Origin of the sequence: Muribaculum sp. (genome assembly GCF_029051885.1) — a bacterium.
Taxonomy (GTDB): Bacteria; Bacteroidota; Bacteroidia; order Bacteroidales; family Muribaculaceae; genus Muribaculum.
In genome coordinates, this window is sequence record NZ_JAIDKI010000186.1 from 1 (window position 1) to 15,799 (window position 15,799).

At 55.2% G+C, this 15,799-nt stretch carries 9 protein-coding genes and 1 tRNA gene; 3 read left to right on the top strand and 7 right to left on the bottom strand.

Annotated features, from left to right (window positions below; all coding sequences use genetic code 11):
- Positions 1 to 1,035: 1,035 nt before the first annotated feature.
- The 7 genes from K2I50_RS07915 to trmD all read right to left on the bottom strand — a co-directional run bounded on the left by K2I50_RS07915 (position 1,036) and on the right by trmD (position 10,874).
- Positions 1,036 to 2,571 carry a hypothetical protein gene (locus K2I50_RS07915; RefSeq protein ID WP_301025798.1) on the bottom strand — a complete coding sequence of 512 codons (1,536 nt, stop codon included), beginning with the start codon at positions 2,569 to 2,571 and terminating at the stop codon, positions 1,036 to 1,038.
- Between the two features lie 89 nt (positions 2,572 to 2,660).
- Positions 2,661 to 3,623, bottom strand: a complete 963-nt coding sequence (locus K2I50_RS07920) for a cadherin repeat domain-containing protein (RefSeq protein ID WP_301025799.1) — start codon at positions 3,621 to 3,623, stop codon at positions 2,661 to 2,663.
- 30 nt (positions 3,624 to 3,653) lie between these two features.
- Positions 3,654 to 5,237: a RagB/SusD family nutrient uptake outer membrane protein gene (locus tag K2I50_RS07925; RefSeq protein ID WP_301025800.1), complete on the bottom strand. Its 1,584-nt coding sequence runs from the start codon at positions 5,235 to 5,237 to the stop codon at positions 3,654 to 3,656.
- A 22-nt stretch (positions 5,238 to 5,259) separates the two neighbouring features.
- Positions 5,260 to 8,403 carry a SusC/RagA family TonB-linked outer membrane protein gene (locus K2I50_RS07930; protein ID WP_301025801.1) on the bottom strand — a complete coding sequence of 1,048 codons (3,144 nt, stop codon included), beginning with the start codon at positions 8,401 to 8,403 and terminating at the stop codon, positions 5,260 to 5,262.
- 361 nt (positions 8,404 to 8,764) lie between these two features.
- Complete coding sequence (locus K2I50_RS07935; RefSeq protein ID WP_301025802.1) at positions 8,765 to 9,109, bottom strand: DciA family protein; 345 nt, start codon at positions 9,107 to 9,109, stop codon at positions 8,765 to 8,767.
- Entirely contained in the window at positions 9,073 to 10,170 is a 1,098-nt protein-coding gene (gene recF, locus K2I50_RS07940) for a DNA replication/repair protein RecF (protein WP_301025803.1), read from the bottom strand. Before recF ends, K2I50_RS07935 begins: the two co-directional genes overlap by 37 nt.
- 14 nt (positions 10,171 to 10,184) lie before the next feature.
- Positions 10,185 to 10,874 carry a tRNA (guanosine(37)-N1)-methyltransferase TrmD gene (gene trmD / locus K2I50_RS07945; protein WP_301025804.1) on the bottom strand — a complete coding sequence of 230 codons (690 nt, stop codon included), beginning with the start codon at positions 10,872 to 10,874 and terminating at the stop codon, positions 10,185 to 10,187.
- Between the two features lie 339 nt (positions 10,875 to 11,213).
- On the opposite strand from trmD, the gene K2I50_RS07950 reads away from it, so the two are divergent.
- From K2I50_RS07950 to K2I50_RS07960, 3 genes are all read left to right on the top strand, one after another.
- Positions 11,214 to 14,375, top strand: coding sequence for a leucine-rich repeat domain-containing protein (locus tag K2I50_RS07950; RefSeq protein WP_301025805.1), 3,162 nt, complete (start codon positions 11,214 to 11,216; stop codon positions 14,373 to 14,375).
- A 95-nt stretch (positions 14,376 to 14,470) separates the two neighbouring features.
- Positions 14,471 to 15,589, top strand: a complete 1,119-nt coding sequence (locus tag K2I50_RS07955) for a hypothetical protein (RefSeq protein WP_301025806.1) — start codon at positions 14,471 to 14,473, stop codon at positions 15,587 to 15,589.
- A 134-nt stretch (positions 15,590 to 15,723) separates the two neighbouring features.
- A tRNA-Pro gene (locus K2I50_RS07960) sits at positions 15,724 to 15,796 on the top strand.
- Positions 15,797 to 15,799 lie beyond the last annotated feature (3 nt).

Genomic DNA, 15,799 nt, shown 5'->3' on the forward strand with positions numbered 1-15,799 from the left:
TGGGCGAAGAACGCGACAGCGTAGGGATGCACGGATGGGGACGCCCCAAAGGGGCTATGCGCTAACGCGGGGAGTTGCAAACCGTACCAAAACATAGCCCCAAATACGGGCGCCAACGGAGAATGCGGCAACAGAGGAAATGCACGTACGGCAACGGTGAATGTGGCAACAGAGGGAACGGCCGGATGGCAACGGTGAATGCGCCAACGGAAGGAATGTGCGGATGTCGACGGTGAACGTTGGCAATGGAGGAGATGCGCGGATGTGGGCGTGGGGTGGAGATATTGGCAGATTCCCGCGTTAGCGCATAGCCCCTTTGGGGGCGTCCACAACGTTAGCCTATGGTAAGAGCCGCCATAGCGGTTCGCAGCCATAGGTCATCATGGCCATCCCTCCGTTTGTGCCCGGCGTAGCCCGGCGACATTGCAAAAATGGCTCATAACGTGCCATAAGATGATGGGGACATAGGACAATGGGGTTGGTGGGTTGTCGCCGGGCTACGCCAGGCATACCCTGGGTGGTGAGCAAACCCCACCCTGCGAACCGCTACGCGGCTCTTGGGTGGGGCTAACGTTGTGGACGCCCCCAAAGGGGCTATGCGCTAACGCGGGGAGTTGTGGATGTGGGCGAAGAACGCGACAGCGTAGGGATGCACGGATGGGGACGCCCCCAAAGGGGCTATGCGCTAACGCGGGGAGTTGCAAACCGTACCAAAACATAGCCCCAAATACGGGCGCCAACGGAGAATGCGGCAACAGAGGAAATGCACGTACGGCAACGGAGAGGTATGCACAGATGTTGACGAAGATGGCGACTAAGAGGCATAAAAACAAGGCTGCGCCGTAAGGGTTGGTTACGACGCAGCCGTGTGAGAGGCATAATCGGCATGATTATGCCGGCATACAGATGAAACTGCTTAATTACAGAAACGATTGATTCTATTACATTATTCGACGCACATTATTGTATTACTTAATTGTATTACTTAATGCAATTGTATTTCATAATGCATATTATCGTATTACATCATGCACATTATTGTATTACATAATGTACGCGAGGATTCTGAGCGAAATCGCCTTCCTTGGTCACATTGAAGCTGATGGTCACTTTGTGGGTGCCTACAGCGCCTGTGAAGTTGGAGTTGGAACCGTCCCAGATGAGGTTGTCAAGCGCGCCGCCGAGCGAGAAGGCCCAGTTGGGCTGGGCAGGATCGGCCTGGCCGCGGAGCTTGAACTCTCCTGTGCTTGCAAAGTTGATGTCGGCCGAGAAGGTGGCGCAGTCAGCAGCGTCGGTAGCGGGCTGAAGCACCTGCACGTCGCCGTCGCCCCAGCCGCCGATAGCTGTGCCGATAAGCTCGAACTGCTTAATCGGGGTTGCGGTAACTGTACCTTTAAGGATATTAAATACCCATGCGTAGATACCGTCGGGCAGACCCTCGATATTGCCGGAGGGAGAACCGGAGCCAACAGTGCCGGTATACGACTTGCCGTCTTCGCTAACTTCGAAAACGAAATTGGCCCATTCGATACCACCCCATGTGGGTTTGTCGGTCATCTTGCATCCCCAGCCGCTGTAGGCCACGAAGCCGCCGTAGTTGACATAATCCTTGGTGGTGAGCACGGCCGGAGTAGCGTCGCCGCCCTGGGCATTGCCGAGGATATAGACTACCTCATAGGCGAGCTTGAGGTCGTAGGTCGGGCAGAGTTCGCTATAGTTGTCGTTGGGGTTGGTGATGTTGATGGTGAGCATGTAAGGCTCCTTCTGGGTGACGTTGATAGTACCGGGCTCTCCGCCAAGCACGAGGCCACCCTCGGAGTCCTCGGCCACTTCAGGACCGAAGCACTGGGCTGCGACAGGATTGTCAATCATCGAACCGGGCACTACCTTCCAGTTGATGCCCTCGAGGTCGACATTGAATACGGCCGAGAACTTCGGGTCTTCCCATACGGAAGCACCGGAGTTTTTCATCTCGTATCTAACCGAGGGGTCGTCGGCATTGACAACCCAATAGCTGTTTTCGGGAACGTAGGCATACTGCACGGGCTTGAAGTTGACGGTGCCGGTAGTGCCTACAGTGCCGAGCAGGGCCGATGTCTGGTCCTTTACAGAGTATGCGTCGAAGCGTACGGCCAGAGGCTGTGCGGCATCGTTGGAGCCGTAGAGACGGTGGAAGAGCACGTTGAACGCCTCGGCCGACAGACCGAGAGTGCGCAGAGCGCCCGACTGGGCGGTGAGCTCGGTGAGCACGGTGTCGATACGCGCTGCGGGGTTGGAGAGGTCGGCCTCCGACTTTGCCACGAGCATGCTCACCTGAAGGTCGTAGCCTGCGGGCTGCGCGTCAAGACGGCTGATGTTGAGCACGGGCATCATCTTGGCGAGGTCGGTCTTCTCGGCATTTACGTCGAACAGAGAACCTGGAGCGTATACGTCGGTGCCCGACACAGCGTCGGCGGGGAGTACGTCGGGCTGCGGAGTCACCTGGGGCTCTCCGGTGTATTCATCGTCGGAGCAGGCGGCGAAGCCTACGGCCAGCACACCGAGAAGCCATATATTTGAGCGAAGTTTCATAAATATCTATTGTTACGATGTTGATTTCTGAAAGTCCTCCGGAGCCGGCAGGCAGGAGCCTTGGCGGCTCCGGAGAAATGTATGGTTTATCACTCGGCGTCGGGGCCCGACACTGCTTTGAAAGTCACGTTTTTGGCCTTGAGGTTGACGGTCATCTTGACCCATCCGCCGGCCCAGTCGGGAATCTCAAACGAACCCTTACCCTCCATGATGTCGCCGGAATACTCGCCGTCGGTCATCTTGATGGCAACAGGAGCGTCATCCTTCTGGGGACCCCAGGAGTTATCGTCCCAGTTGTCAAGAAGCGTATAGAAGCGGAACTGGAACTTACCTGCGGGGATATCGAATGTGCCGTGGTAAATCTTCGAGTCGATACCGTCCTTGCTTTCGAAGAGCATCCAGTCCTTATAGTGCTCGGCATTGGCGGGAGTAGGACCAACCCAGCCTTCGGGAGCGCCCACGAGGTAGATCCATCCTGGCTGACGCACGGTAGGATAGCCGACAACCGCAGCGAGGGTGACTACGTTGGAGAGAATCGAATACTTATCGTAGGTGCCGGGATTGGCGGTAGGGAGCGTAGAGAGCACGCGGCAGTAGAGCGGACCGTTGTAGCACTTGTCCTCACGGCCATTGTACTGCTCGATATCGTCGTATCCGAGCATGGCCGAAATGCCGTCGGCAATATCCTTGGCGCTTGCGGCGAAAGAAACGCTCTGCGACGATACGGGGAGCTGGTAGTAGGCACGCTCGTTTTCGGTGCTGTAGACGAGGGGAGCCACCGAGGCAATCTCGGAGGGAAGTTTCTCAAACGACGGGTCGAGCGATATCTGGAGCGCGTAGTCGGGCACGATGGCCACCCCGTAGTCGGGCTGCGAGAGAGTGAAGTCGACACTACCGGCAGTCTCAAGCACGATGGTCTGGTTGGCCATCACGGGTATATTGAGAAAATCGTGATTGGTAGGATAATCGGCCTTGGGCTCGGTGTCGTCGGAGCAAGCTGTGAATGCCATGGCGACAGCGGCGAGAGCAAGGTATGAAGTTATCTTTTTCATAAATATGCTTGAATAATTGAGGTAAAGCGATTAATAGCCGGGATTCTGTCCCAGGGTGGATACATACTGTGTGGGTATTGCATAGAGGTTGCGGTCGGCCGATATAGAGCCGATGCCAAACTCAGTGCCGCCCTTCCACGACCAGTTGGCTGTAGTGAATTTGCCGAAGCGGATAAGGTCGGTACGGCGGTGTCCCTCCCAGTAGAGCTCGCGCATACGCTCGTCGAGCAGATTGTCGGCGTTGAGAGCCACGGGAGCGAGGCCGGCGCGTGCACGCACACGGTCGAAATAGCTCTGGCCATTGCAGCTTACACCCTTGAGCTGGCACTCTGCGAGCATGAGGAATGTGTCGGCAAGGCGGAAGAGGGGGAAGTCGGCCGAGTTGAATGTGTTGACCTTGACAGAGCCGTCGGTATTGTAATAATTCTCCTCGGGAGTGTAGACATATTTGATACACATCAGACCGGAACCGCCGGGCATGCCCCAGTCGCCGATGTCATGCAGGTCGTTGGAGAGACCCTCGTCCCAGAAGAGCCAGCGCGCATCGGTCTTGGTGATGGTGTTGCCAAGCTCGGGACGCACGCGCGGGCCGCCCCATCCTGTGCCGTCGATGCCGAGACGCTTCTGAAGGTTGGCGTCGATGTTGGCGTTGTAGGCGCCCATGCCGAGGTAGGTGGTGCCGCCGTAGCTCTGTGTGTAGGAGTTGTCCTGGGGTATGGCCCACAGAATCTCGCCGCCGCGGGCATAGCGGTCGTTGGTGGCGCAGAAGAGGTACTTGTACTCCTTGCCGTCGTTCTCACCGACGAGAGTGTTGATGGTTGATACAATCTGCTGGCATGCAGCGGCACACTTGTCGTACATGGGAGTGCCTACATATACCTCTGCGTTGATGTAGAGCTTGGCGAGGAGCATCAGGGCGCCTTCGCGGCTCACACGTCCATATACCTGGTCGGCAGCCTTGGGTATGCCTCCGTTGATGGCGTTCTCAAGGTCGGCAACGACTTTGGGGAACATCTGGGCGCGAGTCTCGGTGGGAGGTGTCACGCCGATGGGCGAATCCTCGGTAGTCCAGGGGCCGCGGCCAAAGCAGTCCATCATATGGTAGTAGGCAAGCGCGCGAATCACACGAGCCTCGCGCTTCATGAGAGCGATTTCGTCGGCCGGGATGGGATTCTCAACCGATGCGGCCTTGTCGATGGTGCGGAGGAACTCGTTGCAGAGATTGATTTCGAATGTAAAGCGCGACATTGCCTCGTAGAGCCAGTGGTTGTCGGGGCTCCATGTGCAGTAGTCGAGCTCGTCGAGACCGGCGTCGTTCCAGTTCTTGCCGATGAAAGCCTCGTCGGTGCAGAGTTCCTGGAGATTCCAGAGCTGACGGGTGTATACACCGGCGCCGCCGTCGTCGACAGAGATGTCGGAGTTGTTGTTGACACCGGCGATAGTGAGGCCGGCATACAGCTGAGAGAAGTATCCGTAGTACTCCAGGCCGGTGGTAAGGTCGGTGCTCTTGCTCGGGTCCTTCGGAGAGATGTCGAGGTCGCCCACACAGGAGGTAGCTCCGACTGCCATTGCGGCACAGGCGAGAACGGTATATTTGATTTTATTCAGTTTCATGATTTTATAGCCTTTTTTAGATTTAGAAAGAAGCTACCACACCGAGCGAAACGGTGATAGGACGAGGATAAATGTTCTTGTCGACACCGGAGAATACCTCAGGGTCAAGACCGCTGTACTTGGTAATCACGAATGGATTCTGCACGGCTCCGTAAAGGCGGAGACGGAGGGCGTCGTTGATAAGCGAAGGCCATGTGTAGCCAACGGTGATGTTGTCGCAGCGGAGGAATGACGCGTTGCGCACGAAGTAATCGCTCATGGCACCCTTTACGCCAAGGTCATTGAAGATGAAGCGGTTGGCCATGAGGTTGCTCAGAGGCACTGAAGCAGTCGACGACTTGCTGACGTTGGATGCCTCGAAGTCGTTGTATACCCAGTTGCCGATATTGGCGCGGAGCACGATACCGAAGTCCCAGTTCTTGTAGTTGACCGAGTTGTTCCAGGTAAGCACTACCTTGGGGTCGCGGCTGTGGTAGAGGTATTTGTCGGCCTCAGTAATCTGGCCGTCGCCGTTGCGGTCGACATACTGTCCCTCGATGGGGTTGCCGTCCTGGTCGTATACCTGCTGGTACACATAGTAGCTGTAGGCGGGATGTCCTACCTTGTGGGCCTGGATTGTACCGCCGGTACCTGCCGAGATGCCTTCGCCGGCAGCGATGAAGAAGTCGGGGTCGTTGCCTGCGGTAAGTTTGGTAATCTTGTTCTGGTTCCAGGCGATGTTGAAGTCGGATGACCATGTGAGATCCCGAGTGACAATCGGACGGGTGGATACGGTAAACTCGATACCGGTATTCTCAAGGTCGCCGATGTTCATGTTGAGGGCGTTGGTGAGGTTGGAGCCTGCGGGCACTGTGGTGAATGTGAGCAGGTCCTTGGTCATGCGCTTGTAGAAGTCGATGCTACCGTTGATGCGGTTGTTGAGGAAACCGAAGTCAAGACCGACGTTCCATGTGTGGGTCTCCTCCCATTTGATATCGGTATTGTAGCCGTTGGGCTTGAGCACGTTGATAAATGCGTAGTCGGAGCCATAGTGTCCGCGCATCGACTCGGGGATGGGATTGGGATATGATGTGGTGTTGGGCTCAAGGTTGCCGTTGTTGCCGATAACGTATACGGGCAGGTAGGGGAAGAAGTCGTCGCCGAGGTCCTGCTGACCGGTCACACCGTATCCGACACGGAGCTTGAGGTCGGAGAGCGCCGGACGGAGCGATGCCATGAAGTTTTCGTCGATAAGGCGCCATGCGAGAGCTACAGAGGGGAATGTGCCCCAGCGGTGGTCCTTGGAGAAGCGCGATGTGCCGTCGCGGCGTACGGTCACGGTAAGGAGATACTTGTCCATGAATCCGTAGTTGAGTCGGCCGAAGAAGCTGACGAGCGCGAGGTCGTTGCGGTAGTAGCTTGTGGGATATGCCTGGAAGTTGTTGTAGACACCGGAGTTGATGCGGGTAAGGCTGTTGCCCTGCCAGCGGAACGACTGCCATGAGTAGCCGGCAGTAACATCGAGGTTGGAGCGGATGCTTTCAAACTCTTTCTTATAATTAAGGTAGAAGTCGAGGAGGAGGTTGGCCTTCACCTGATGTTCGTGGAATGTGCGTCCCTGTCCGTCGCGTGTCGACTTGATGTCGTAGTTCTGTGTGCCAATCTGGTCGGGAGTGAGCAGCACGTCGCCGGCGTAGGGGAGGTCGGAACCATTCTTCCACGACATGGGAGAGTACGCGTTGTGGATATTGTCGACATTCGAGCGCGAGATGTCGTAGCCGAGGTTGAGGTTGGCGTGGAGCTCGGGGAGCCAGGGGAGAGCGCCGTCAATCTGGAGGTTGCCTATCGACTGGAACACCTTGGACTGCGAGTCATACTCCTTGATGAGCGACACGGGGTTGAGGGCCTTGAGGGTGTTGATTGACGAGCCCGGGGTGTTGGGACCGGCTACAGCAGTGCCTGCATAGGTGGTGTAGTTGAGGAATATATTGCCGTCGGGAGCATATACGGGGAGAGTCGGGTTGAAGCTCACAGCGCTGCCGAGAGCCGACTCCTCGTAGAAGCGGTTGTTGATGTATGCGCCGCGGAGGTTGGCGTTGATGGAGAGGAGACCGTTGAAGAACTTGGGCGAAAGGTTGAGGCCGAAAGTGGCGCGGTCCATCTTGGTGGTCTCGACGATACCGTTGTTGTTGGTGTAGCTTACCGACAGACGGTAGGGAAGTGCACGGTATGTGCCGCCCACGCTGAGATTGTAGTCGGAGCTTACGGTGGTACGGAGCACCTCTTTCTGCCAGTCGGTCGAAGCGTTGCCGAGAGCGTTGGCCTGCGAAGAGCCTTCGCCATATTCATTGATGATGAAGTTGCGGAACTGTGAGGCCGACATCATGTCCATGTAGTTGCGCGGAGTGTTGATGTACATGTTGGCGGCGAAGTTGACTGTCGGCGCGCCCGAGCTACCTTTCTTTGTGGTGATGATAATCACACCGTTGGATGCGCGGCTACCGAAGATTGCTGTTGCCGATGCGTCTTTGAGGATTGTCATCGACTCGATGCTCTCGGGGTTGACGAGCGACAGAGGGTTGGACGAACCGAGAGTGCCCTTTGTATCCATCGGCACACCGTCGATAACGATAAGGGGCTCGTTGGAAGCGGAAAGCGAAGCGCCGCCACGAATCTGGATGTTGGCTTTGCCTTCAGGCTGACCGCCGGCGGTAGTAACAACCACACCGGGCGAACGACCTACGAGGAGGTCCTGGGCCGAAGTCGACAGGCCGGCCTGCACCTCGGAGGGCTTGATGGCTGACACGGCGCCTGTGGCGTCGCTCTTCTTGACGGTACCGTAGCCGATGGCCACTACCTCATTGAGCATAACCGAGTTTTCGGAGAGCACTACGTCGATGGTTGTGCGTCCGTTGACGGCTACATTCTGAGTGTCGTAGCCTACATAGGAAAATACGAGAGTGGCGTTGGCGTCGACGTCGATACGGTAATTGCCGTCGAAGTCGGTAGCTGTGCCCTGCTGGGTGCCTTTTGCGAGCACACTCGCCCCAATCAGGGGTTCGCCGGTCTTGTCAGTGACAGTACCTGACACTGTAATCTTCTGTGCAAGAGCCGGGAATGAAAGACACAGGACCATAATGGCCACAAGCCATGCCTTCCGATTCATCTGGAAACAAATGTTCTTCATGCAAGAGTTTGTTTAAATAAATATTAGTTGATATGTTGCTATAAGACTTGAATTTATTCCATGCGTGTAAGCGCATGGACGGGCATATGCCCGTGAATACGGAGAGATGGAACGTTGGTATACGGACTGATTATAAATCGCCCGCGAAATGTTAAAATTTATCTTTGGTTAACTTAATAAAAACTATCTTCAGACAAAAGCGTTCAAATTAATTATATATTGACGCTCAGTTCGGGCGCAAATATAGTTCATTTAAGGAAATTTCGACAAATAAAGGTTTAAGAATAATCTTTGATTTCACATTTTTTAACCTAATCAAAGAAACCTTCAGCAGTCTCCCCAAAGATGTCGGTCGGTAAAATCAGTGAATCATAATTCCGGTCAGTACCGGGCGTCCGATCATAGTATTGATATCCGCGACAAGGCGTTCGCGGCAGAATGACAGTTCCTGCTTAAGAGGAGCGGAGGAAATATATACATGCAGCACGCCCTTGTCGACATACCGCCGTGTGGTATAGCGGTTTATCACATGCCCTACCACCTCGGGCCAGAGATATGCCGCACGCTGCTCGTCGACAGATGCAGTGAGCCCCTCGTGGCTGAGATATTCGTCGATAATACGGCTGACTGACTTAGGGTCGGTACGCTTCATGGCAGGAGAGTATTGCTTCAGAGACGTGAGAATACTCCGGAGTCGACATTCCATAAGGAATAGTCGGAACCGGTGCGACGTATTATCTCGTCGAGGTGAGTACGGTTGGTGTCGGTGATGAATATCTGTCCGAATCCGGCGCCTGCCACAAGCTCCATGATGCGCTCCACGCGTGTGGCGTCGAGCTTGTCGAAAATGTCGTCGAGCAACAGAAGCGGGCGCATGCCTACATTTTCGCGCAGAAAGTCGTACTGGGCAAGGCGCAGGGCTATGGCATATGTCTTGCACTGCCCCTGCGAGGCCGCTCTGCGCATAGGCATTCCGTCGATAAGCATCTCAAGGTCATCGCGATGCGGGCCAACGGATGTGTGTCGCAGGGCCTCGTCGCGCCTTCTTGCCGAGTCGAGAAGGGATGAAAGCGAGGCGTCGGAGTTGAGCGAACTGTCGTAGCGCAGCTCCACCTGCTCGGCGTCGTCGCCGGCGATTGCCGAATAGTAGCGGCTGAATATCTCGGTAAGGCGTGTGGTCCACTCCGCCCGGGCCTGATGTATGGCAGTGGCGGCGATATCCATCTGCATCTCAACGGCCGCATATAGCGAGGCGTCGGCTATGCCGTCGCGCAACATGCGGTTGCGCTGGTCGAGCGCACGCCCGTAGCGTATCAGCGCATCGAGATACATAGGGTCGGTCTGCGATATCACCATATCCATAAGCCGGCGACGCTCGTCGGAAGAGCCACGGATGATATCGACATCCTGAGGCGACGACATCACCAGCGGGAAGGCCCCGATGTGGGCCGACAGGCGCTGATACTCCTTTCCCTGGCGCTTTAGCGACTTGCGACGCCCGGGAGTGATGCCGAGCGACAGCTGCTCGTCGATGCCGTGGCGCAGATATGTGGCCCTGACCATGGCGAAATTCTCGCCCCGGCGTATTATCTGAGCGTCGGTCATGCCGGAAAAGCTCTTGCAGAAACTCAGGAAATATATGGCGTCGAGCAGATTGCTCTTACCCATCCCGTTGTTTCCGAGCAGCGCGTTGACCTTGGGCGAGAAGCACAGCGAGGCTTCGGCTATGTTCTTGAACCCGTTGATATGTATCTCTTTGAGAATCATGGCAAGGATGTTTGTCAGTCGAGCCCGATATCCTTGAGCAGATTGGGACGTAGCTCGCGTGTGCGTGCTATCGCCTGCTCGTGGCGCCACTCGTCGATACGCGCCTGATGGCCCGAAAGCAGTATGTCGGGCACACGCCAGCCTTTATACTCGGCCGGGCGGGTATAAATCGGAGGAGCGAGCAGGCCGTCCTGAAACGAATCGGAGAGCGCGCTCTGCTCGTCGCCAATGGCACCGGGAATCAGGCGCACGATGGCGTCGGTGATAATCAGCGCGGGCATCTCGCCTCCGGTGAGCACATAGTCGCCGATGGTAATCTCGCGTGTCACAAGGTGCTCGCGTATGCGCTGGTCGACACCCTTGTAGTGTCCGCAGAGTATTATGATGTTGTCGAGCATCGACATGCTGTTGGCCATCGGCTGTGTGAGCTGCTCTCCGTCGGGAGATGTGAATATCACCTCGTCGTAGTGGCGCTCGGCTTTCAACGCGGATATAGCACGGTCGACAGGCTCAATCTGCATCACCATACCGGCCTCGCCGCCAAACGGATAGTCATCGACCTTGCGGTAGCGGTTGGTCGTATAGTCGCGCAGGTTGTGTACTTTGATTTCCACCAGGCCCTTGTCCTGGGCGCGTTTGAGTATGGAACAGCCCAGCGGCGACTCCAGCATCTCGGGAAGTACGGTAATGATATCGATGCGCATGATATTTCTATATGAGTTAAAAAAACAAGTAAGCCGTAACACAATCTCGACTTACCGTCATGCAAAGTTAGTGACTTTGGCCGACATTACAACAATCACTGAAAATATCGGAATCATCATATTTCCGACAGGACAGACAGCCTAACGGCCCGGAGTCTTTTTGCAAAAATTGGTTAATTGCATATCCAATTGGGATTAAATCAACCGATTTTTCGCATTGTTTTCATATATTTGCAAATATTCCGAATAATATATGCATTATTTAAATGAGATATTCTTCGCAAGACGATAGCCTCACACCCGAAAAATGGAAAAGTAATACACTATAGTTATATTGATATGTACGAGAGACTATATGCACGCATAGCGGGCATAGCCGCCGTTGCAGTGATGGCGGCCGGCGCATCGGCCTATGCCGAAGTGCGCTATGTGAAAGCCGGAGCGGAAAGTGGCGACGGCATGTCGTGGGCAACGGCCATGACCGACCTGCAGGATGCAATAGATGCATCGAAAGCGGGCGATGAGATATGGATTGCCGGGGGCACATACCGCCCGACACGCATCTACGACTCACGCGTAAGCAACTCGCGCACATTTGTTGTAAAGGACGGAGTGTCGATATACGGCGGATTTGCCGGTACCGAGGCCTCCAGGAGTGAGCGCGCCGTCAAGGCCGGTGGACGCCCGTGGGAGATGGTCAACGAGACCATACTCGACGGTGACGACGACGTGGCCGACGTGTGGGAGCGCGAAATCACCGCCGGCACCACCTACCGCCACACATGGAAAAAGGAGGACAGCCAGATACCCGGCACACAGAACAATGCCACTCACCTGCTTTACCAGCCGGAAGTAATAAGCCAGCACACCGTAATCGACGGACTCACCATCAAGGGTGGCAACGCAAACAATTACCGTGTCAAAGCCTCGGGAGGCGGCATATACGTGCTGGGCAACGTGAGCATCAACGCGTGCCGGTTCTATGAGAATTCATGCTACCTGCGCAATGAGGCCTACATCAATTCGGCCGGAGGAGCCGTATACCTCAACGGAGCCGGCGACGCATCGGTGACCGACTGTCACTTCTCCAAAAACTATGCATACGCATCTTATACCATGGGTATAGGCGGAGGACTGTTCGCCCAGAATGCCCGGGTAGAGGGTTGCTTTTTTGAAGATTGCGTGGGCGAGGACGCCGGGGGCGCCGTATACCAGAGCGGAGGCTCTCTCAAAGACTGCCACATAACCACCAGCTATTCATCGGCAGGAGGAGGCCTCTTCACCACAGGCGTGCTTGACCAGAATGACAATGTACTTAATGCCGCTACGGCAGAGAATGTGACTGTAACCGACTGCCAGAGTCTGAACGGCGGCGGAATCAACGTAGCCACCGGAAGCACCCTGACCCATGCCCGGGTGTGGAACTGCAAGGCCGAAGCAACCGAATATGGTGATAACGCCGGAGGTTCAGGCGGCGGAATATTCATACAGGGCGGTACCGTGCTGGGATGTGTGGTATACAACAACATGTCATTCCGCGGAGCGGGCATCTGCATCCGTTCGGGCAACGCCGCCAACTGCACAGTGCAACACAATGCCAACCGCAAGGCCGACCCTGCCGTATCAAACATCGCCGAATGGCCCGAATCGGGAGCCATGAAGGGTATAGCGAACTGTATCGGCAACCCCGACGCCGATGCATCAAACTTCACCGCACCGAGCGCATTCACCGGCCTTGCCACTACCGACGAACAGAAAGCCGCACTCGCCTCGGCCGACTGGAGCCTGGCAGCAGGGAGCGGGTTTATCGATGCCGGAACCTCGACTTCCGGACTACAGGAGGCCACCGACATGGCCGGAAATCCGCGAGTGATGGGCAGCAGCATCGATGTAGGCGCTTATGAATATGTAAGCGAGGCTGCACCCAACGCGACTCTGACCTTCAACGGCGCTAACCAGGAAGTGATTATATACTTCCGCACTACCGACGGAAACTTCAAGGTAAAAGTCGGCAACGACATGTACACCGTTGACAATGTGAAGCCGAATGCCGACAAGGGCGTGGCTCTGCCGCTCAACGGCTCGACCGTGGCCGCCATATATGCCGAAGGCCTCTCGCGACTGAGAATCGAAGGCCAGGGCCTTACAGCAGTCAATCTGTCGAACGCTCCGGAACTCACCATGCTTCAGCTCGGAAAGAATGAGCTGACGGAGCTTGATGTGACCCGCAACACAAAACTCACAGGCATATATGCCGAAGACAACAATATCTCGGCGCTCGACCTCAGCAACTGCGCCAATCTGCGTGTGCTCACCATCTACGGCAACCGCCTGAGCGGCACACTCGACCTGCGCTCCATGGCCATACTTTCGTCGGTAGATATCGATGACAACAATGTAAGCGAACTGCTGCTGCCGGCCCACGCATATCTCGTAGAGGTAAACTGCGAGAACAACGCCCTGACCGCTATCGACATCGCCAACCGCACCGGGCTGCGCGACATCAACATCTACGGCAACCGTATAGCCTCGCTCGACCTCACCGGACTGAACGCCCTCGAGGACCTTTATGCCGGTGATAACGAAATCGCCGAAGTGAAAGGCCTGGCCGACTGCAAGGTAATCGAGACCTTCAATGTGAGCGTCAACCGTCTGACCGATATCGACATCAGCGTAGCGCCCACAATCACCGGCCTCTACCTATATAATAATGAGTTGAGCACTCTCGACCTCTCGGGCAACCCCAACATCTCGTGGATGAACGTAAGCGACAACCACATCGGAGCGCTCGACATCTCGCGTCTGACCAACCTGCGCCTGCTCCACGCCAACAACAACGAGCTGACCGAGCTCGACCTCAGCAATTCGCCCTACTGCTCGCAGCTGACTGTCGGCGGCAACAAAATCGGCAAGCTCGACCTGTCGAAACTCACCGCACTCTACTGGCTCAAGGCCGACGGCAACAACCTAAGCGAGCTTGACCTAAGCGCCAACACCTATCTGAGCCTGCTCGAATGCGGCAACAACCGCCTGACTGCACTCGACATCAGCAAGAACACCATGCTGCGCCGCCTGGCTGCCGAAAACAACATGCTGACCTCGCTCGACATCACCGCCAACAAGGACCTCTGCGGCATATCAGTCCAGGGCAATGCCATGGAGACTGCCGCCATCAACAACATGATTGCCGGCCTTATCGACGTAAGCGACATGGCACCCCTTGAAGGAAGCGAATGGATCACCATGCTCGACATCAGCTCCATGCCCGGCACCGCAGGGGCCAACGTTGCCGCAGCACAGGCCAAGGGATGGAATGTAACCGCCATTGGCGGAAGCGGCATCGACGGTATCGACATCGACAGCGCCGAAGTGACAGCCGTGACTTTCTACACCCTGTCGGGAGTGGAACTCGGCCAGGAAACACCGGCCGCCGGATGCTACATAGCACGCATGACCCTCGCCGACGGACGCACCGTAGCCCGCAAATATTTTGTGAAATAATATAATCTCAACGGCGTTCGGGAGATGTCCTATCCGCGACGCTCCTGAACGCCATTCTAATAATTATCTATCCAATCATTTAATAAATTTTTCGTATGAAAAAAACTTTACTTTTTGCTTTTGCCATGTGTGGTGCTGTAGCCATCAACGCAATGGAACCTCTTTCTGCCGAACAGCTCGCCAAACTGACGATTCAGATTAATGACTTTAGCGACAACTCATTCGCTCTAAGCGCAACCGTTGGGCCGGAATATGCCGACGAATCAAACAAGACTCTGATTCAGATACAGAACTTCAATGGAGAGGGGCTGCCGCTGCGCATGAATGTAGATTGGGAAAACGGGACTGTTTCAGTATCGCCATATACCTTCAGCTCGGAATTCAACGAAGACGACAATATGAACTATTACCTCATGGTAGTAAGCGAGGAAGCAGCCAACCTCAGCTCTCCAATGGACGATGCGTTCACCAAATCAACCGTGACCGGAACCATCAGCGAGTCTGGTATCACTCTCGATTCGTGGAACATCGTAGCCGTTCATCCTTATTTCACTTCGATGACAAAGAAGTACGACAAGCCATTATCCACCAAGATAATAACCCCGAACGCGACTATGACCATACAACGCCGCGACGTAAACTGGGACATCGAGGATGAAAACTATGCATCTCCCATCGAAGATGCAGAAGTAATGACTTATGGCGTGTATACCAAAGTAGACGGCAACAAACTCTACGTGTACAATTGGGACAACCTCCCTTCATGCGTTGAACTCACTCAAAAATCAGTTGACGGAAAGTTCACATACACCACCAACGCTGATGACTATATCTACATCCGCAACTCACGCTATCAGTATGGCTTATATCCTTTTGACGGAAAAGACAGCGATTCACTGTGGGATGTAGAAGCCGCACCTCTCGAATCAGAACCCGTCACCAACCGAAGTGAACTCAATTTCGGAGGATGGATCACATATGCCGTTGCCCGCACATCGGAGCGCACAATCGGAGGTTATGCCAAACTCGCTCTCGACACTCCGCTCGAGCTCGGCACAAGCGGTATCGACGAGACTGTTGCAGCAGGCGCCCCCGTAAAGGTGACCTACTTCAACCTCAACGGCATTGAGACCGCCGAACCCGCCGCAGGTATCTTCGTAAAGGTATCCACCTATGCCGACGGCTCTGTAAAGACCGAGAAGGTAGCCAAATAATCGCCCGTAGCGATAATCATTACAAACTATCGGCCAGCGGGTTGCGCCCAATTTAACATCTGCGCCGATAAAAATTACAAAAAAGTTTTTGCGACTGCAAGATAATTGCTTATCTTTGCAGTCGCAAATGCCATCGGGGTGTAGCACAGTTGGCAGCGCGCCACGTTCGGGACGTGGAGGTCGGAAGTTCGAGTCTTCTCACCCCGACAT

What these genes read in the sequence shown, in the direction of transcription:
- K2I50_RS07915 (WP_301025798.1), bottom strand. Translation starts at nt 2,571, where the DNA reads ATGAAACTTCGCTCAAATATATGGCTTCTCGGTGTGCTGGCCGTAGGC.
- K2I50_RS07920 (WP_301025799.1), bottom strand. Translation starts at nt 3,623, where the DNA reads ATGAAAAAGATAACTTCATACCTTGCTCTCGCCGCTGTCGCCATGGCA.
- K2I50_RS07925 (WP_301025800.1), bottom strand. Translation starts at nt 5,237, where the DNA reads ATGAAACTGAATAAAATCAAATATACCGTTCTCGCCTGTGCCGCAATG.
- K2I50_RS07930 (WP_301025801.1), bottom strand. Translation starts at nt 8,403, where the DNA reads ATGAAGAACATTTGTTTCCAGATGAATCGGAAGGCATGGCTTGTGGCC.
- K2I50_RS07935 (WP_301025802.1), bottom strand. Translation starts at nt 9,109, where the DNA reads ATGGAATGTCGACTCCGGAGTATTCTCACGTCTCTGAAGCAATACTCT.
- recF (WP_301025803.1), bottom strand. Translation starts at nt 10,170, where the DNA reads ATGATTCTCAAAGAGATACATATCAACGGGTTCAAGAACATAGCCGAA.
- trmD (WP_301025804.1), bottom strand. Translation starts at nt 10,874, where the DNA reads ATGCGCATCGATATCATTACCGTACTTCCCGAGATGCTGGAGTCGCCG.
- K2I50_RS07950 (WP_301025805.1), top strand. Translation starts at nt 11,214, where the DNA reads ATGTACGAGAGACTATATGCACGCATAGCGGGCATAGCCGCCGTTGCA.
- K2I50_RS07955 (WP_301025806.1), top strand. Translation starts at nt 14,471, where the DNA reads ATGAAAAAAACTTTACTTTTTGCTTTTGCCATGTGTGGTGCTGTAGCC.